General features: G+C 37.1%; 17 protein-coding genes and 1 pseudogene. 13 read left to right on the forward strand and 5 right to left on the reverse strand.

Annotation, left to right across the window (positions count from 1 at the left end):
* The first annotated feature begins 187 nt into the window (after positions 1-187).
* The 11 genes from KFO35_RS07000 to KFO35_RS07050 all read left to right on the forward strand — a co-directional run bounded on the left by KFO35_RS07000 (position 188) and on the right by KFO35_RS07050 (position 10,606).
* Entirely contained in the window at positions 188-811 is a 624-nt protein-coding gene (locus tag KFO35_RS07000; protein ID WP_002315045.1) for a hypothetical protein, read from the forward strand.
* Positions 812-1,260: 449 nt separating this feature from the next.
* Entirely contained in the window at positions 1,261-2,310 is a 1,050-nt protein-coding gene (trpX, locus tag KFO35_RS07005) for a tryptophan ABC transporter substrate-binding protein (RefSeq protein ID WP_156271860.1), read from the forward strand.
* Positions 2,307-3,188, forward strand: a complete 882-nt coding sequence (locus KFO35_RS07010; RefSeq protein WP_002309295.1) for an ABC transporter permease — start codon at positions 2,307-2,309, stop codon at positions 3,186-3,188. Before trpX ends, KFO35_RS07010 begins: the two co-directional genes overlap by 4 nt.
* 2 nt (positions 3,189-3,190) lie before the next feature.
* The gene (locus KFO35_RS07015) at positions 3,191-3,961 is read left to right on the forward strand and encodes an ABC transporter ATP-binding protein (RefSeq protein ID WP_002309294.1); all 771 of its coding nucleotides are present in this window, start codon (positions 3,191-3,193) and stop codon (positions 3,959-3,961) included.
* A gap of 277 nt (positions 3,962-4,238) precedes the next feature.
* Positions 4,239-5,093 carry a shikimate dehydrogenase gene (gene aroE / locus KFO35_RS07020; RefSeq protein ID WP_156271862.1) on the forward strand — a complete coding sequence of 285 codons (855 nt, stop codon included), beginning with the start codon at positions 4,239-4,241 and terminating at the stop codon, positions 5,091-5,093.
* Positions 5,094-5,270: 177 nt separating this feature from the next.
* Entirely contained in the window at positions 5,271-6,434 is a 1,164-nt protein-coding gene (locus tag KFO35_RS07025) for an LCP family protein (RefSeq protein ID WP_156271864.1), read from the forward strand.
* A gap of 110 nt (positions 6,435-6,544) precedes the next feature.
* Positions 6,545-6,955, forward strand: a complete 411-nt coding sequence (locus KFO35_RS07030; RefSeq protein WP_002315041.1) for a VOC family protein — start codon at positions 6,545-6,547, stop codon at positions 6,953-6,955.
* Positions 6,956-7,129: 174 nt separating this feature from the next.
* Positions 7,130-9,358: a type IA DNA topoisomerase gene (locus KFO35_RS07035; RefSeq protein ID WP_156271867.1), complete on the forward strand. Its 2,229-nt coding sequence runs from the start codon at positions 7,130-7,132 to the stop codon at positions 9,356-9,358.
* A gap of 170 nt (positions 9,359-9,528) precedes the next feature.
* Complete coding sequence (locus tag KFO35_RS07040; protein WP_002313773.1) at positions 9,529-9,813, forward strand: hypothetical protein; 285 nt, start codon at positions 9,529-9,531, stop codon at positions 9,811-9,813.
* Between the two features lie 161 nt (positions 9,814-9,974).
* The gene (locus KFO35_RS07045) at positions 9,975-10,211 is read left to right on the forward strand and encodes an AbrB/MazE/SpoVT family DNA-binding domain-containing protein (protein WP_002289715.1); all 237 of its coding nucleotides are present in this window, start codon (positions 9,975-9,977) and stop codon (positions 10,209-10,211) included.
* Entirely contained in the window at positions 10,208-10,606 is a 399-nt protein-coding gene (locus KFO35_RS07050; protein ID WP_002315039.1) for a type II toxin-antitoxin system death-on-curing family toxin, read from the forward strand. Before KFO35_RS07045 ends, KFO35_RS07050 begins: the two co-directional genes overlap by 4 nt.
* Before the next feature lie 659 nt (positions 10,607-11,265).
* On the opposite strand, the gene KFO35_RS07055 is transcribed toward KFO35_RS07050, so the two are convergent.
* From KFO35_RS07055 to KFO35_RS07075, 5 genes are all read right to left on the reverse strand, one after another.
* Positions 11,266-12,210, reverse strand: coding sequence for an L-lactate dehydrogenase (locus KFO35_RS07055; protein ID WP_002315038.1), 945 nt, complete (start codon positions 12,208-12,210; stop codon positions 11,266-11,268).
* A gap of 123 nt (positions 12,211-12,333) precedes the next feature.
* The gene (locus KFO35_RS07060) at positions 12,334-12,576 is read right to left on the reverse strand and encodes a hypothetical protein (protein ID WP_002315037.1); all 243 of its coding nucleotides are present in this window, start codon (positions 12,574-12,576) and stop codon (positions 12,334-12,336) included.
* Positions 12,577-12,601: 25 nt separating this feature from the next.
* Positions 12,602-12,934, reverse strand: coding sequence for a hypothetical protein (locus KFO35_RS07065; RefSeq protein WP_002315036.1), 333 nt, complete (start codon positions 12,932-12,934; stop codon positions 12,602-12,604).
* Between the two features lie 70 nt (positions 12,935-13,004).
* Positions 13,005-13,247: a hypothetical protein gene (locus KFO35_RS07070; RefSeq protein ID WP_002339290.1), complete on the reverse strand. Its 243-nt coding sequence runs from the start codon at positions 13,245-13,247 to the stop codon at positions 13,005-13,007.
* A gap of 564 nt (positions 13,248-13,811) precedes the next feature.
* Complete coding sequence (locus KFO35_RS07075) at positions 13,812-14,756, reverse strand: AraC family transcriptional regulator (RefSeq protein WP_156271906.1); 945 nt, start codon at positions 14,754-14,756, stop codon at positions 13,812-13,814.
* A 221-nt stretch (positions 14,757-14,977) separates the two neighbouring features.
* Here KFO35_RS07075 and KFO35_RS07080 point away from each other — a divergent pair.
* Both KFO35_RS07080 and KFO35_RS07085 read left to right on the forward strand, forming a co-directional pair.
* A pseudogene (locus KFO35_RS07080) lies at positions 14,978-16,191 on the forward strand (MFS transporter).
* Between the two features lie 21 nt (positions 16,192-16,212).
* Positions 16,213-18,228, forward strand: a complete 2,016-nt coding sequence (locus KFO35_RS07085; RefSeq protein ID WP_002315032.1) for an alpha-L-rhamnosidase-related protein — start codon at positions 16,213-16,215, stop codon at positions 18,226-18,228.
* Positions 18,229-18,235 lie beyond the last annotated feature (7 nt).

Here is an 18,235-nt window from a genome sequence, read left to right on the forward strand (position 1 = left end):
CTCATTCCTCATTTCTTTTCATAAGTATGTTCATTATAACGAAAAAAAGAAGAAAAACCAATTTGTCCGAATAGTGAAGCAAAAGTCTAGAAAAAACTTGGACTAATTACATAAAAAACAGTGTTTCTATCGTTGAAATCCAAATTTTTAGGTATAATAAAAAATAGGAGAAAAAGTAGAAAAGAAGGTGTTTGTTATTTGGGAAGCAGTTAAATCGAGAGTACAAGAAATGAATGATCATTTCTCAGTGTCATTCGCAGAAAATCCAAGTAAGTATTTTCGACGTCTTGTGTTTCTGCTCATCTTATCATTGCTGCTAACAATTGCGATGTTTTTGTTGCCGGAAAAAATCCGAGAAGAGCAAGTAAATAGTCTCGTTTATTCATCCATACCAACCAGTAAATTAAAACCTTTTGCTTACAGCCAAGCGGATCAGAAAATCAAACAAAGCCGAGCGATATCGGTGATGTTCAGCAAACCGAACGGGAAAACCTATCAGGATGTGCTGGATGTCTTTAATGATCCTGAGCTTATGGAAGAATTGAATCGACCGATCTTTTATTATCCGATCGTTTATGATGTACATGAACTGGAACAAAAATATAACATACGAACGGATGAAGTGACATTTATTTTCTTTGATGGAGGAAAAGAAGCAAATCGGATAACTGCGGGTAAGGGAGGAATAACTGATTTTGATAAGGAGTTGATCCCTGAGCTGAATCGACTACCGTTAGCCAATATCAAACAATTAGAAGAAGAAATGGATAGAACAGGAACAGCTTCCCCAAATGCCGAGACTGCTAATTGAGTCGTTAGCGTGATGAAATGGTGGCTCTATATAGTGCTATTTTTAATTATCAGAACAAGTGATGTTTGATCTTCAAAATAACAAATGAAAAAAATGAAAAATATAGTTGACGAAATTCAAAAATTCGATTAGACTTAAATCAATTCTTAAGGAAAGGGTGACCTGTAATGAACTTATCAAAACGTATTTCAGCAGAGAACAAAAAAAATTGGCGCAGCTGGCGTAGATAAGTTGTATTAATGGTGAAACTTTCCCATAGATACAACTTTTTAGAGTGCATTTCTAAAGCTTGTATCTATGCTAGACATGAACATTGACTGCCGCATAGATCCTATCTATGCGGTTTTTTGTGTAAAGACAATGACCGTTTTGGCCATTGTCTTTTTTTGTAGACTGGATACTTGCCTGATTATAATAAATAAAAAGATTGACTTTGCAGGAGGAAAAAAATGAAAAACAAACGTTTAATAACAGTTGTAGTAATTATTTTAGTTTATTTAGCAGGCGCATTTATTTATGGAAAAGCCTCAGGCGAAAAAGAAAGTACTTCGACGAACCAGACAAAAAAAACAACAGTTGTCGGGGTATTGCAATATGTGAGCCATCCGGCATTAGATGAGATTTATCGAGGGATCAAAGATGGCCTGAAAGAAGAAGGATTAAAAGAAGGAGAAAATCTTGAAATCAAATTTCAAAATGGACAAGCCGATCAGAGCAAGCTAGCCACAATGAGTCAACAACTAGTACAATCCGATCCTGATGTTTTGATCGGAATCGCAACGCCTGCTGCTCAATCATTAGCAAACACGACTTCGTCCATCCCCGTTGTATTAGGTGCTGTAACGGATCCTGTGGGGGCTGGATTAGTTGCTTCTTTAGAGAAACCTGGTGGAAATGTGACAGGTGTTTCTGATCAGCCGCCTGTTGCTTCACAAATCAAGCTTGCTTCTGATTTGCTGCCAAATGCAAAAAAAGCCGGAATCTTGTATGCTTCTTCGGAAGATAATTCAAAGTACCAAGTAGCACAAGCGGAAGAAGCTGCAAAAAAAGAAGGGTTAGAAGCAGTAAAATATGCGGTGCCTTCCACTAATGAGATTGCACAAACGGTTCAAGTGATGAGCCGACAAGTCGATTTTATCTATGTTCCATTAGACAATACGATTGCCAATGCTATGCAGACAGTGGTGAAAGAAGCGAATAAAGCAAATATCCCCGTCATTCCTTCTGTTGATACAATGGTAGAACAAGGCGGACTAGCAACAATCGGGATCAATCAATATCAATTAGGGCTTCAAAGCGGTAAGATGGCGGCAGAACTTGCGAGCGGAAAAGAAAAACCGGAAACGACGCCTGTTTATACGTTTGATCAAGGGGATACAGTGATCAATCAATCTCAGGCTGATCGCTTAGGAATCACGATTCCCCAATCGATGAAAGAAAAAGCCAAAATCATTACAGATGACTCGCAACAAGAAACATCTAAGGAGGATGACAAATGATCGTATCAGCTATTTCACAGGGCATGCTTTGGGCAATATTAGGATTAGGGATTTTCATGACCTATCGGATCTTAGATTTTCCTGATATGACGACAGAAGGGTCCTTCCCATTAGGTGCTGCTGTCTGTGTGACAGCTATTACTCATGGGGTAGCGCCGATTTTAGCTACGTTATTGGGCGTAGGCGCTGGTATGGTAGCAGGACTCATTACAGGGTTACTTTATACAAAAGGAAAGATACCGGTTATTCTAGCAGGGATTTTAGTGATGTCAGGATTGAACTCAGTTATTTTGTTTGTGATGCGAACACCAAATCTTTCTTTATTGAATCATCCGATTCTACAAGACAGCTTCCATCGCTTTGGGTTACCGGATTACTTTGACACAGTCCTTCTTGGCTTCATCTCTTTGGGCATCTTGATTGCTGTACTGCTATTCTTCTTCAATACAGATTTAGGTCAAGGCTATATTGCGACAGGAGACAACGAAACGATGGCTCGGTCGTTAGGGATAAAAACCGATCGTATGAAAATTTTAGGTTTGACTTTGTCTAACGGTGTCATTGCGTTATCCGGTGCGCTGATTGCCCAGAATGACGGATATGCAGATGTAAATAAAGGGATTGGCGTGATCGTCATCGGTCTTGCTTCCATCATCATCGGTGAAGTGATTTTCCAAGAATTGACGCTAGCAGAAAGATTGATTGCTATTGTTGTCGGCAGTATCATTTATCAGCTATTGATCTTAGTAGTAATCAAACTAGGGTTTGACACGACTTATCTGAAGTTGTTCTCCGCTATCATCTTAGCTATTTGTCTGATGATCCCGCAATTGAAGAAAGCACTGAACTTAAAAACGGGTTTTGAGAAGGAGGCCTAGTAATGACAGATATATTGACAATCAAAAACGGCAGAAAAGTCGTAAACAATGGAATGAATGAAGAGAAAGTGCTATTGGATGAAATCAACCTTACAATCAGAGAAGGGGACTTCATCACTGTCCTTGGAGGGAATGGTGCTGGAAAAAGCACATTGTTCAATACGATTGCTGGTACGCTTCAACTCAGTCAAGGATCGATCTCTTTTAAAGATCAGCTGATCACAAAAGATTCAGAAGAAAAAAGAGCACGATTTCTTTCTCGGGTTTTCCAAGACCCTAAGATGGGAACGGCTCCCCGAATGACTGTAGCAGAAAATCTGCTGCTTGCACAAAAAAGAGGACAAAAGCGGAAATTCCGTTTACGTAACTTGAAAAATCAAAAAGAAGATTTTTTCAGACTATGTCAAGAAGTCGGTAATGGCCTAGAACAACATTTGGATACTCCAGCAGGGGAATTATCTGGCGGTCAACGGCAAGCATTAAGTTTGCTGATGGCGACGATCACGGCTCCTGAACTACTGTTATTAGATGAACATACTGCCGCTTTAGATCCTAAAACAGCTAAAGCATTAATGCAGTTAACAAATCAGCGGATCAATGAACAAAAATTGACTTGTCTCATGATCACGCATCGAATGGAAGACGCCTTGAAATACGGAAATCGTCTGATCGTACTCCAAAAAGGAAAAATCGTTCAGGATCTTTCTGAAAAAGAAAAGCAACATTTGACAATGGGCGACCTTTTGCAATTCTTTGAAGAAGTAGTGGATTGATCTCGACAGAAAAATCCCTTTCAGTAGAAGAACTTGAAAACTCATTGACATCTTCCTTTGATTCATCCTATACTTAAAACAATAAGCAATTGAACATATTTGGGTGTTTTGTAGGATCACGTAGTCAATGATTTTAACAATTAAATAGAATATTCTTTGCTCTGACAAGTAAACGATGAGAAAAGAATTTGCTACTTTCCACCTAGACGTTTCGTACTTTTTCGTATCAAACGCTAAGTGGCTTTTTTTATTGAAGCAAGAACAAAGGAGGAATAAGATGATTTCTGGAAAAACCAAATTAGCTGGGCTCTTTGCTGATCCGGCTTCTCACAGTTTATCTCCATTGATGCACAATACTGCTTTTGAAGCAAACAACATCGATGCGGTATATTTAGCTTTCAAAGTAAACCCAATGAATTTAAAGCAAGCAGTCGAAAGTATTCGAACTTTTGATATGTTAGGTGTAAACCTTTCAATGCCGAATAAAACAGCGGTTATTCCTTATCTGGATGAGGTAAGCCAGGAAGCACAATTGATCGGAGCAGTAAATACGATCGTGCACGAAAAGGGTCGTTTGATTGGCTATAATACTGATGGTGCGGGCTTCATGCAATCTGTGCAAGAAGCTGGGATTTCGGTCAAAAAGAAAAAAATGACTCTACTGGGCGCTGGAGGTGCAGCAAAGGCAGTCACTGTTCAAGCGGCGTTAGACGGCGCTAAGGAAATCGTAGTTTATAAACGAAACAACCAAACATTCGCTCAAGTAAAAGAAACATTCGAACAACTCAGCTATCGAACTTCTTGTGAGATAAAAGTTCGTGATTTTGCCGATACAGATCAATTAAGAAAAGACTTGAAAGAAAGCTGCCTTCTAGTCAATGCAACAGATATCGGGATGGGCAAGAAAATCGATCAGTCACCGCTCTTAGATATAAGCATGATGCATGAGAATCTAGCGGTTTTTGATTTGATTTATGCACCTAGAGAAACACGTTTATTAAAAGAAGCAAAAAAAGTAGGAGCAAAAGGATACAATGGACTTGGCATGTTGATCTACCAAGGAGCAATCGCATTTGAATTATGGACAAAGGAAAAGATACCGATCCATGTGATTGAAAAGCTGTTTGATTAAAAAAGGATAATAGATAAAGATTTTTTATTCTCGCATAAACGGTCTCAAGAAAAGTAATTCTTTATGTATCGAAGCATTTATTTCGTTATTTTTTATTAAATTATCAAAAAATGATAGGCTTTTGTCGATTGGTTATCGTATCCTTTATTTATCAGTAAGAAACGAGGAGGAACCACAATGAGTCGGATGGATCGCTATAAGGACATCCATAAGAAGGCGAAACCTCTGAAGCGGGATACGGGGAGTATTTTTGCTAGAAGAGAACGAAAACGAACGCGTGTGGAAAATGAGGAAGATGCTACCCGTATTTATGAAAGAGAGCAGCATTCATTTGAAGATTTGAACCAACACGAACAACAGATATATATAGATGTACCAAGAGCAGAAGAACAACAAAAAATTAAAAAATTTTTCAATCGGCAAAAGAAGAACAAACCGTTGAAACCTCGAAGAAAGCGATCGTGGAAAAAAATCATTCTATCGATTTTGCTTGTTTTGATCCTTTATTCAGGTATCTCATTTTTTATTGGTAAATATGTAGCTGAACATGACACAAGCTTAGAGGCAGCGACTTCAGAAACCTTTCATGGGCAAAAAGCGACGAATGGTGCGCATAATATTTTGATCCTTGGGAGTGATACACGCGGAGAAGATGCCGGGCGAGCCGATACGATCATGGTCTTACAGTTGGATGGTCCTTCCCATAAGCCGAAACTGATTTCTTTTATGCGCGACAGCTTCGTTACGATCCCAGGGGTAGGACAAAATAAGATCAATTCAGCTTATGCATACGGAGGAGCCGATTTAGTGCGTCAGACTTTAGTAGAAAATTTTGGAATCAATTGTCAATACTATGCGAAAGTCGATTTCAAGTCGTTTGAAAAAGTGATCGATGCCTTGTTCATGAACGGAGTGAAGATCGATGCAGAAAAAGATCTGAATCTGGATGGTGTAGATATTAAAAAAGGGGTCCAGAAGATGGATGGACATGTTCTTTTGCAATATGCACGTTTCCGAATGGATGAAGAAGGAGACTTTGGCCGTGTCAGACGCCAACAGCAAGTAATGAACGCTATTTTCAGCCAATTGAAGAATCCATTGAATCTGATCCGTGCACCTTATGCAGCTGGTAAAGCTTTAGGGTATACATCCACAGATGTCACTGCTTGGTTCTTGACGAAAAATCTCTTTTCGATTGCACGAGGAGCTGGTGGCATTGATCGAATAAGTGTGCCAGTAGACGGTTCGTGGAATTATGGGCAAAGTGATTATGCTGGCAGTATTCTTGAAATTGATAATCAAATGAATCAAGCTGCTATTACAGATTTTTTGAATAAATGATCATAAAAAAGATCAAGAAGACAAGGCTTTTGTCATGAATCAATCAAACGATTCACTCGTAAAAAACGCTTTCTTATGGTAGATTATAACCAAGAAAGGAGCTGTTTTCATTGGATATCTATCTGAACTTCAAAAATGAGTCTCGTGAAGCCATCGCTTTTTATGAAAAAGTTTTTGAGACTGAAGCATCAGGTATCACCACATACGGTGAAATGCCTGGAATAGAACAAATGAACTTGCCAGAAGAAGCAAAAAATCTAATCACGAATGCACGGTTGAACATTTATGATACATTAGTTATGTTTGCAGATACGCCAGAAGGAATCGGTCCTGAATTGATTGTTGGAAATAATGTTTCTTTAGTCATCCAAACAAGAAATGAAGAAGAAACGAAGCGTCTATTTGAAAGCTTAGCTGAGGGTGGTAAGATTGAGATGCCGCTGGATAGTGTTCCGTGGGCTCAATTGTATGGGATGGTAACTGATCGATTTGGCATCAACTGGCAGATTAACCAAGAGTGACAGCTAAAGATGAATATTTTCTAGAAACATCAAGCAGCAAACGGAACATCGTTTGTTTGCTTGATGTTTTTTGTGCCTGTTTCGACTATACGGTATCTTTTTTTTATTGCCAGATGCGAAAATATGTTCCATAATAGAGAAGTCCGCAAAAAATCAAGTAACGGAGGTCAGAAGATGAAGACGGTGATACTAGCTGAAAAAACTTCACAAGCAAAAGCCTATGCCGAAACCTTCCAACAGCGAAAGCGGCATGAAGGGTATTATGAAATCAGCGATCCATTGTTTGCTGGTGAAGTAACCATCACTTATGGTTTTGGACATTTGGTAGATATGGTTGCTCCAGGAGCTTATGAAGAGCGTTGGGCAAAATGGTCGTTAGAAAATTTGCCTATTTTCCCAGAAACCTTCCGTTACGAAGTTCCAAGGGACAAACGTGCGCAATTTTCGATCGTAAAGCGAGAGTTACAGTCAGCCGATACCATTATTATTGCAACAGATGGTGATCGAGAAGGTGAAGCCATCGCGTGGTCGATTATTCGACAAGCAAACGCATTTTCTAAGGAAAAGAACTATTTACGTTTATGGATCAATTCTCTTGAAAAAGAAGCAATATATGAAGGTTTTAAGAATCTCCAACCTGGAAAGAACTATTTTCCAAAATATAAAGAAGCGCAAGCAAGGCAGAATGCTGATTGGCTGATTGGAATGAACGGAAGCCCATTATATAGCTTACTGCTTCAACGAAAAGGGATTGATGGCAGTTTTTCTCTTGGTCGTGTACAAACGCCGACACTCTACATGATTTATCAGCTGCAAGAAGAAATCAAACACTTCAAAAAAGAAACGTACTTTGAAGGAGAAGGTTTAATTACGACAAACAAAGGACAGTTTTCAGGAAAAATCGTACCAAAAAAAGCATTTAAAACACAAGAAGAGTTAACGAAGGAAATAGAGAAATTCGGAGCACATTTAGGTAAGCAAAACGGAAGGATTCTTGAAGTTACGAAAAAGGAAAAGAGGTTGCATAGCCCACGTTTATTTTCGCTATCTAGTTTGCAGACAAAGATGAATCAGCTAATGAAAGCAAGTGCTAAAGCCACACTTGATGCTGCTCAAGGATTGTATGAAAGCAAATTTCTAAGCTATCCAAGAACGGATTCCTTTTACATCACAGAAAACGAGCATCAGTATCTGGTTAAACATCTGCAAAACTATAAAAAGTTTTTAGGAATAGAAGAAGTACAGACAACTGAGATCAGAGCAAAGAAACGGTATGTCGATGCGAAAAAAGTTCAAGAACATCACGCAATCATTCCGACAAAGACGATTCCGACTCCTGCACGCTTTGCGAAGCTATCTAAATTACAGCAAGCAATCTATTTGCAAGTCTTACGTACCACTGTGGCTATGTTTGCCGCAGATTATATTTATGAAGAGACGACTGTAATGACCGGTGTACAGCAATTAAAGCTAAAAAGTATCGGAAAGATCCCATTACAACAAGGGTGGCAGGAAATCTTGCGCATCAAGTCAAAAAAGAAAGAAGCTCAGACTCTTCCTCCTATCGTAGAAAATGAAGAAGCAGAAGTAGAGCTGAAAAGTATGGAGAAAGAAACACAACCTCCGAAACCCTATACCGAAGGAACCTTAATCACAGCAATGAAAACTGCGGGAAAAACGCTGGATAATGATGAAGCGCAAGAAATCCTCAAAGAAGTAGAAGGAATAGGGACCGAAGCTACGCGGGCCAATATCATTGAAAATCTTAAGCAGAAACATTACATCGAAGTCAATAAAAACGAAATAATCGTTACGCCAAAAGGAATCACTCTTTGTAAGGCAGTAGCTAATGAACCATTGCTGACAAGTGCAGAAATGACTGCACGCTGGGAAGGATACTTGAGAAAAATTGGTAACCAAGAAGGGACGCCATCTGTTTTTTTAGAAAACATCAAAAAATTCATCTTACATTTATTGGCAGAAGTACCTAATCAAATCGATAAGGTAGATTTCTCAGATGAGATCAGCGGAACACGCCAGATAAAAGCGATGGAGAAGAAAAACGATCAATTAGGAAGATGTCCAAAATGTAAAAAAGGGATAGTCATGCTTTATCCTAAAATCGCTACATGCTTGAACCCAGAATGTGACTTCAAATTGTGGCCAACAGTAGCTAAAAAGAAGCTGACTAAAACAAATCTCAGAGATTTGCTTTCAAAAGGAAAGACAAGTAAAGTTGTCAAAGGTTTTACTGGTAAAAAAGGGAAATTCGATGCAGTTTTAGTATTAAAAGAAGATATGACGATCGGTTTTTCTTTTCCATGGATCGAAAACAGCGGAACAAAAGCAGTTGATGGAAACAAAGAAACATCAAGAAAAAATAATGAAAACGAAGTAGAGTAAATGAAAACAATGAAATAGCAGAATATTTATTCCGAAAAGTGAGAATATAAATACCAATAAAACCAAAAAATATCAGTCAATCAAGCAAAAATGTTGGGGTAGGCTGATTTTATATAGATAGCAAGGAGTTTTTTTATTTGAAAAAAGTGCATTCATTTTTAAATTATCTTATGGGAGCAATCACGATTGTGGCTGTGTACCAAGCATTTCTAAAGTATCCTGATTACGGGACGAAGTTGTTGTCATTGACGCACAATCAAACAGCATATTCACCAACGTTGATTTTATCGACTTTGACTGCAGGAGCTAAAAGCGCTACTTATTTTTTTCATAAAACGACAAGCATGCTGAAGCGAAAGAAACAGCGTAAACAATTATTGATGGTGGTAGGGGCTATGATCATTATTTATTTCCTACCAGTTATTACGCAAGTATTCCATCAATATTTTGGTTAAGAATACGAGAGTTTGTGACAAAAGTCATGTCACAAACTTTTTTTACTTTTTCTTTGTCGTTTTTTCGTAAGAAAAAGCAAATCAATAGTATATACATTGATTAAATGTATATACTTAGATATAATGTACTTACTATAGAATGGTATAGAGGGTGGCGAAATATGAAAAAAATGAAAAAGTATAAAATTAGAAAATCCGGCAATAGCGATGTAACAACTATCCCACCAGAAGTAAAAGAATTCATGGGTGTGCAGACAGGTGACGCAATCAGTTATGTTTTTCAATCTGATGGTTCTGTACGAATGATCAAAGCACAAGAAGAACCTGATATTGATTCATTAGTTGATTCGATCATGAATCAATATGAAGACGCGTTAAAAGATTTGGTTGATTTATGAGGTATCTTTCGACTAAAGAAATTATCAAAATCAACGCAAAAGTTATTTTACGTTACTCACCAGGCGAAATGATTGGTGTAAAAGATGCCAATGCATTAGATATGGCTGTTAAACAGCCTTCACAAGCAGTATTTAATCAAGAACTCTATCCCGAAGTCTATGAAAAAGCGGCAATTCTAGCAATTAATTTAGCTAAAAAACATCCTTTTCATAATGGTAATAAACGAACTGCTCTTGTTGCCATGCTGTTGTTTCTTCAATTGAATAATTGTTCAGTTGCTTTTTCTCGTCAAGAAGCTGTTGATTTTATCATAATGATTACCACTAGTTCGTTGGATTTCGATTCACTGAAGTCCAAGATAACCAATTATTTACGACAAACCGCAATAAAATGAACAAATTAAAAACTTTATTTCTCAATTAGATCAGCATGTCATTAAAAAATATGCTGATTTTTTGTATGGTTGTTCATACAAAAAAGTTTTTTCATAAATATATGGATTAATTTTGAAATAATTGATTTAAAAGGAATACAAAAGAGTGAATAGTAGGAAATAGTGGTTTAGAACTAGTGGATTGATTTTTTATATATTTTAGTTTACATAATATATATTATACAAAGTAGATTTAAAAAATAATAAGCCTCTCTCGAACGGTTTTTTATCAAAAATCGTCATTTTTCCATCAAAATCTACTTGTGCAAAATTATAAAAAAATTTTGCAGTTTTTCTTACTTTTTCAGCGTTTAATTAAATGATAAAAACCATTTTCTTTATACAGTTAATCAGATTACGACTCACTGTATTTATGTTTGCCATCACTGAAGGATTTTTAATCACATAGATAAATCATTTACTTAAGTTTTAGTTGTCATTGATATCGATTCGATTATTTAATCAGCAAATTACATTTCATACGTATGGATCATTTTCGACCGAATCGATTATAATCATTCCGTTTATTTGCTTACCTATAGATATCAATAAAAAACCTGCTTAACAGATATTTCAGCTGTTAAGCAGGTTTTGATTTTTTAGTTCTTACTCATTATTTCTTATAATACAGTGTTCAATACTTCTCTTAAAGCACTTGTTGATTTGCTGAACATTGCTTTTTCTTCTTCGTTGATGGACAATTCAACAACTTCACGAACACCATTTTCGTCAACGATTGATGGCACACCTGTAAAGATATCTTTTTCGTTGTATTCACCAGTTAAGTAAGCAGATACAGGCAATACAGCTTGTTCGTTATTCAAGATAGCTTTTACGATACGTGCAGTACTCATACCAATACCATAATAAGTTGCTTTTTTACGATCAATGATCTCATAAGCAGCATTACGAACTTTATCAGCAATTACATCTAATTCGTCTTTTGCGATACGATGATCTTTTTCTACAATTTCAAAAACTGGTTTACCACCAACAGTTGTATGTGACCATGCAGCAACTTCTGAATCACCATGTTCACCTAAGATATAGCCGTGAACGCTACGTGGGTCTACTTTTAATTTCAATGCGATTTCTTTACGGAAACGAGTTGTATCCAATGTTGTACCAGTACCGATAACACGTGATGTTGGCAGGCCTGACTCGTTCCAAGCGATATATGTCAAAATATCCACTGGATTTGAAGCAACAACGATAATTCCGTCGAATCCTGATCCCATGATTTCTTTGACGATTTGGCGCATGATTGACGCATTTGTCTTAACTAAATCTAAACGAGATTGGCCAGGTTTTTGGTTGATACCAGCTGTGATAACAACGATATCTGAATCTTTACATTCTTCATAACCGCCTGACCATACAGCAACGTTTTCATCGCCCCAAGCCATACCATCTAAAAGATCCAGTGCTTCCCCTTCTGCTTTTTCTTGGTTCACATCGATCAAGACTAATTCATTAGAGATTCCTTGGTTGATCATTGCATAAGCGATACTTGTTCCAACAAAACCTGTACCGACGATTACTACTTTACGACTTGTTTTTTTCATGAATAAACAGCTCCTTTTTCATAACTATTTGTTACTTTCATGGAAATTATAGTCTTGTTTATTCATTTTATCAATATGTTAATTATAATAGCTGTTATTATAATTTTTGATGGAAACGAATTCCTAAATACGTACAACAGATAACTGATAAACGATTACACCCATGTACCCTGCCAACACAACTAAAAGTACTAACGCTATCACTAATGGAGCTACTTTAGCTCCACCTTCATCAAAGCTATACTTTTTCCTTGTACGCTTTAGAACTGAAAATAAAACCAAGCCAAAAATAATTAACCATAATAAAAAGCCAATCGCACCTAAAATCAATATCCCTTCATTTACGATTGAAATTCCTATATCCATTTGCTCTGCTCCCTCATTGTCCCATCTAAAGTTTTGTTTTGTTATAAACGTTTTTCTTTACTTTGTCCGTATCAGTCAATCCTTTTTCGTAATTTTCTTGGATCGTTTTCTTTTGTATTTTATAGGATGCAGCTAACTGTCTTTTAAATCGGCGTTTGTTTTTTCGTATACTGGTGCCTTTTAGATATTCATAGAACTGTTTGACGATAAAAATGAACAGATAGACGGCAAAAAACGGGGACAATCCGTATCGGATGAGATACATAGCAACGAAGGTGGCAAAAATACCAGTTCCTTCATTTTGTGCTAAGACAGCAAATTCGCTTAAAAAAGTTATGATAAATGCAAAATTTCCCATGCTTCACCTCATTGTAAATAGTAAATAGTTGCCGTATCATCCTTTGATTTCTTTAAAGAGATAGAAAACATCACTTACGATAGTTTTTATATTGCTGCTGCTTCTGAAAACCCTTATTACCAGGTGCGTTACTCTTCGTACTTGAACTTGCGGACATCTTTTTGCTCAACAGAACAGTTAATAGAATCACGAAAAAAAGAGCACCTAATAACACAAAACGATACTTAGACAAGTACATAGCGAACGCAGAAAATAAATCAGTTTGTCCAACAACGCTGTAAGCAGCTAAACCACTTAACCAAGCCTTTACCATTTTCATCTCCTCCTCCCTTCTTCAATCACATTATCTAAAGGATACAATAAAAGAAGTTTAAAAAAGGAACTGCTTTTTCTTGTTTATGAAAAAACTGTTCCTTCTATATGTTTATTGGAAGATAAGAAATGAGTACACTAGTATCGGATATACCTTAAGATATGTACCAAACAAAAGTCTATCTGTCTGACTAACCTATTGAAATGAGTGAATATTATGAAGAATAAGTCCAATGGTTCATCTTAGATAAAGTATGTCTTTTTGAGTGTCCTCTATTTTTTTCTGCCACGTGTCCAATTAACAATGGATTCCCATCTATGGACGCTAATCTTCCAAGTTAGAAAGATCAGCGTATCTATCATCACTGTATGCTTACTAGTGAGTATTTATCAAATGAAGAGAAGGCAAAAGTGGAAACAGCCACTACTAAAACATCTATTTATAGCAACTTATCTCCTATATGGTGCCATCAACTTTTTCCTTCTTCTCTTGATTGAGTTTAGTTAATACGCGGTTAAGACTTTGAATAGTCTTACCTGTTTTTTGCATGTCAGACTGTTCTTCTTATCGGGTGTTTCTCCATTCATTGGGTGTACATGTTGAATACTTTTTGAATAATTTGAATAAAGAAGTGGTTTGTTTATATCCGATGCGATTAGCAATCTCTTCCAACGAAAAACTCGTTTCTTGAATCAATTCCAATGCAAAGTCAAATTTTTTTTGTAGAACCAATTCTTGAAAAGAAGCATCAAAATACATTTTCAATTTATTACTAAGGTAGACCGGATTGTAGCCAAAATGAGCCGCTGTTTCTTTTAACGTACAAGAAGTAAAATGCTTATCGATATAATCCAATATACCAAGCATCTCGTTTTCTGCGTATCCATCTGCTGACGAAAAGGTTTGCTGTTCTAATAAATGAGTCAATTCGATTAGTAGTAGTGATATATATAGGTTTAGTGAACGGATTTTATGACTGTGTGTATCAAAATAAATCAACAGCATATTTTCAATCAAATGCGTCAAACGACTCGCTTTTCCGCCATGAAAATGAATGAATTGCGTATGTTCTCCCTTTTCTTTTGCCGCATTGATTAAAAAAGAAGAAAGCAGATTATTGGTGCTTGCCAAATGGTTCAATATTTCTGTAGATAAGGTCTCTTCCTTTAATAAGATGTTGATTAAAATATCCTCTTGACCTGTGTATTCAATTCTTTGAGTAGCTTCTTTATCAATGATTACCACGTCACTTTCTTCCATATCCACTCTTTCTCCATTGATGACCTGTGAACATCTTCCGCTATACATATAATTGATTTCAACAAAATCATGTGTATGCTCAGGAACTTCCGCATATCGACGGTGTTTACTGATATGAATATTTCCGTTTTGAAATAAATCTCCTCGGTGGATTTTTGGTGGTGTCTGAAGATGATAAGCTAAGTTTAAGTCATTGACATTCTTTCCTTGTTCACGCTGCAGAGTTTCGATTGATTCTTCATTACGCAAAAAAGTGTCTAATTCAGCTAGTTCCAATTGACTTCCTCCTTCTTGTAAGCAGTTTCTTTCGCTTATTAGTTTACGCTGTACTGCAATTATATGCAAAGCTATTTTGGTTTTCACAAAGACTTTCTATGGTTGGGACATGAATTTCCTGTGGTTCCGCTATTGAGTGAAGAGCTACTTCATACTATATTTTTGATAAGCGCTTACAAAAAAGTGAAAGGAATATGTGTATGAATAAAAAAATGATGAAATTTTCTCTACTGTCAGTCTCTCTTATTTTGACTTCTGCTGGTGCGGTCACATCAGCGATTCCCAGTATGTCAGCTACTTATGCCTCGCGTTCTTTATCTGCTGTTGAATTATTAACGACTGCTCCATCTTTTATGGTCACTATTTTCGTTTTGTTTAGTAGTTTTATTGCTAGGAGAATCGGACAAAAACAGACTGTGATCATCGGGTTAGTGATTGCATCGATTTGTGGTGTCTCCCCCTCTTCTCGCAAAGTTACAGTATCGTCTTAGCTTCACGAGCTGGGCTAGGCATTGGCTTCGGATTGATCAATTCTTTGGCAGTCAGCATGATTGCTGCCTTTTATCACGGAGATGAACGTGCATCTATGATTGGTTTTCAAAGTGCATTTCAGGGATTTGGTGCAGCTCTAATGACATTTGTTGCAGGACAACTAGTACAGTTCGGCTGGCAATATACTTTTTTAGTCTACGCCATCAGCTTGCCTATTTTAATCTTGTTTGTTTTGTTTGTTCCTAGACCTGAAACAACTGAGATTCAAGTACAAGGCACAGCTTCAGCAAGACAAGTAATCAAAACAAATCCCAAAATGATTAATTATGGTATTTTTCTCTTACTGATCATCGTGGTATATAATGCTGTCTCAATCAAATTAGCCACAGTCTTGACGACCTATTCTCTAGGAGACGAAACCAATGCAGCGAATATCTTGACCATCATGCAGTTGGCAAGTATGGCCGCCGGAGTTTGTTTTGGCTGGCTTCAGGCAAAAGCACATCGTTATATGCTTACTCTTTCTTTACTACTGATGGGTATTGGCTTTGTATTGATTGCCAGTGCCATGAATCTGTATGTGATTGGATTTGGCGCGATTTTAACTGGGATTTCTTTTTCGTTATTCATTCCTTATTTATTCAACCAAGTGAGCATCCAAGCGCCTAAGCATGCGGAGAGTTTCAATACTTCGATCTTACTAGTTGGCGCTAATTTAGGCACTTTCATTGCACCATATGGTTTGCTTTTTCTCTCTTTTGTTTCTCTTGGAAGTAAGACACTTGCTGTTTTCGTTAATGGCAGTATCTTGCTGTTGATTAGCGCGCTTGTTAGCGTTCTAGTGGTATACAGGACGAATAGAAAGACAGTGATAAGAGTAGATGAAGAAATAAAAGAACAATTGACAACAAAATAATTTTGATGGAGGTCGCGCAAAATGACAAATGAAAAATCACAAAATAGATGGCTTTGGTATCCTGGAGACTTTGAGATCCGCCATGGACTGCTACAAAATTTCCAACGAGAAGAACGAGGTTTCGACTGGCCGGCGTACTGGTACATGGATGATTGTCATCGGAATGTCAAGTTTAAGAGATATTACTTTCTTGATCATCCTTCCATGTTCAAAGTGACGATCCAAGGAGTTGGGTACGTAGAAATTAATGGGCAAAAGCATCCATGTGGAAAATGGCTGACTTGTCCGGCTGGTAAAGTAAAAATCCGGATCTTCGTTGGACATACATCTGGGCTACCAGCGATGTTTATCGAGGGAGATGAAATAAAATCAGATATCGGCTGGACAGCAAGCAACTTTATTGAAGAATACCCAGCTGGCTGGAGTCCACTCTATGTCGATATCGCTAAAGATCCAAATCAAATCTATTATCAAAAAGAATGTGTCCATCCAGTTACTGAAACGGAGGTTAATGGAGGAGTCTTATTCGATTTTGGACGAGCAGTGAATGGCTGTGTAGAACTAATATCTCTGGACGATCCTATCGAATCCATCACTCTATGTTATGGAGAGTCCGATGTAGAAGCTATGGATATCGAGTATTGTTACTATAAACAAATTGGAATGACAAGAAAAATGAAAGCTCGTAAACGCGCTTTTCGCTATTTGTTTATACCGGAGGTTTCTACTGGAATGGTTCAACTTCAAGTTTTTCATGAATTTTTATCTCTTTCGAAACAAGCTACTTTTTTAAGCGATTCTTCTTTATTGAATCAGATCTGGTTAGTATCAGAAGAAACTTTCAAGTTATGTAGTGATTTGTTTTTTATCGACGGTATCAAACGAGACCGCTGGATTTGGTCTGGAGATGCGTATCAATCATTTATGATCAATCAATATCTTTTCTTTGACGAGGAAATCAATAAGCGAACGATATTCGCATTAAGAGGACAAAATGAAATCAAGCAACATATGAATACGATTGTCGACTATTCGATCTTATGGCTGATTGGCATCGAAAACCACTATATGATGACGAAAGACTGCGAATTTTTACGTATTGTCTATCCTAAGATGCAATCATTGATGAGGTACTTGATGGAACAAACGAATGAATTAGGGTTTATTTATGGAAGAGCAAAAGATTGGATCTTTATTGATTGGTCTGAAATGGATAAAGAAGGAACGCTTGCTGCAGAACAAGTCCTATTACTGAAAGCCTACCACTCTATGATCACTTGCGGAAATATCTTAGCTGAAACATATGGAGAGGCTGAAATTTATCCTACTGATCTCTATCAAGAAAAATATCAGGTATTGAAACAAAACCTATTTGACTACTTTTGGGATGAAGAACTTGGCGCTTTTATCGATTGCTATGAATCTGGGAGAAGAAATGTGACGCGTCATGCGAATATTTTCGCTGTTTTATTCGATTTTGCTAACAAAGAACAACAGCAATCGATTTTAAAGAATGTCTTGTTGAATGACTCGATCACACAGATCACTACCCCCTATTTTAAATTCTATGAACAAGATGCCTTATGCAAACTAGGACAGACGGAAATCGTCTACCAAACGATTCTTGATTATTGGGGAGGGATGTTATCACATGATGCGGTAACTTTCTGGGAAGAATACGACCCTACTCAAACAGGAAATGAAAAGTACAGTATGTATGGAGATCCTTATGGAAAAAGCTTATGCCATGCATGGGGAGCAAGCCCAATCTATCTTTTAGGACGCTATTTTATCGGTTTGTATCCAACAAAGCCAGGTTATGAGGAATTTATGATACAACCTAATCTAGATTCATTTGAAACACTGAATTGTACGCTACCTATCAAAGATGGAATGATTTCGCTGGAAAAAAAAGAAGATAAGATCGTGATTACTTCTGATAGAACAGGCGGAACAGTGAAAATGAATGGTAAAAGTTATCCTCTTCTAGCAAAACAGCCACTTGCCTTAACAAGCCATTCAAAAATAAATGCATAAAACAAAA

Origin of the sequence: Enterococcus lactis (assembly GCF_015751045.1) — a bacterium.
In the GTDB taxonomy this organism is placed as follows: Bacteria; Bacillota; Bacilli; order Lactobacillales; family Enterococcaceae; genus Enterococcus_B; species Enterococcus_B lactis.

Coding starts and splice junctions, on each gene's coding strand:
- trpX (WP_156271860.1), top strand. CDS start 1,261: ATGAAAAACAAACGTTTAATAACAGTTGTAGTAATTATTTTAGTTTAT.
- KFO35_RS07010 (WP_002309295.1), top strand. CDS start 2,307: ATGATCGTATCAGCTATTTCACAGGGCATGCTTTGGGCAATATTAGGA.
- KFO35_RS07015 (WP_002309294.1), top strand. CDS start 3,191: ATGACAGATATATTGACAATCAAAAACGGCAGAAAAGTCGTAAACAAT.
- aroE (WP_156271862.1), top strand. CDS start 4,239: ATGATTTCTGGAAAAACCAAATTAGCTGGGCTCTTTGCTGATCCGGCT.
- KFO35_RS07025 (WP_156271864.1), top strand. CDS start 5,271: ATGAGTCGGATGGATCGCTATAAGGACATCCATAAGAAGGCGAAACCT.
- KFO35_RS07035 (WP_156271867.1), top strand. CDS start 7,130: ATGAAGACGGTGATACTAGCTGAAAAAACTTCACAAGCAAAAGCCTAT.
- KFO35_RS07040 (WP_002313773.1), top strand. CDS start 9,529: ATGGGAGCAATCACGATTGTGGCTGTGTACCAAGCATTTCTAAAGTAT.
- KFO35_RS07045 (WP_002289715.1), top strand. CDS start 9,975: ATGAAAAAAATGAAAAAGTATAAAATTAGAAAATCCGGCAATAGCGAT.
- KFO35_RS07050 (WP_002315039.1), top strand. CDS start 10,208: ATGAGGTATCTTTCGACTAAAGAAATTATCAAAATCAACGCAAAAGTT.
- KFO35_RS07055 (WP_002315038.1), bottom strand. CDS start 12,210: ATGAAAAAAACAAGTCGTAAAGTAGTAATCGTCGGTACAGGTTTTGTT.
- KFO35_RS07060 (WP_002315037.1), bottom strand. CDS start 12,576: ATGGATATAGGAATTTCAATCGTAAATGAAGGGATATTGATTTTAGGT.
- KFO35_RS07065 (WP_002315036.1), bottom strand. CDS start 12,934: ATGGGAAATTTTGCATTTATCATAACTTTTTTAAGCGAATTTGCTGTC.
- KFO35_RS07070 (WP_002339290.1), bottom strand. CDS start 13,247: ATGGTAAAGGCTTGGTTAAGTGGTTTAGCTGCTTACAGCGTTGTTGGA.
- KFO35_RS07085 (WP_002315032.1), top strand. CDS start 16,213: ATGACAAATGAAAAATCACAAAATAGATGGCTTTGGTATCCTGGAGAC.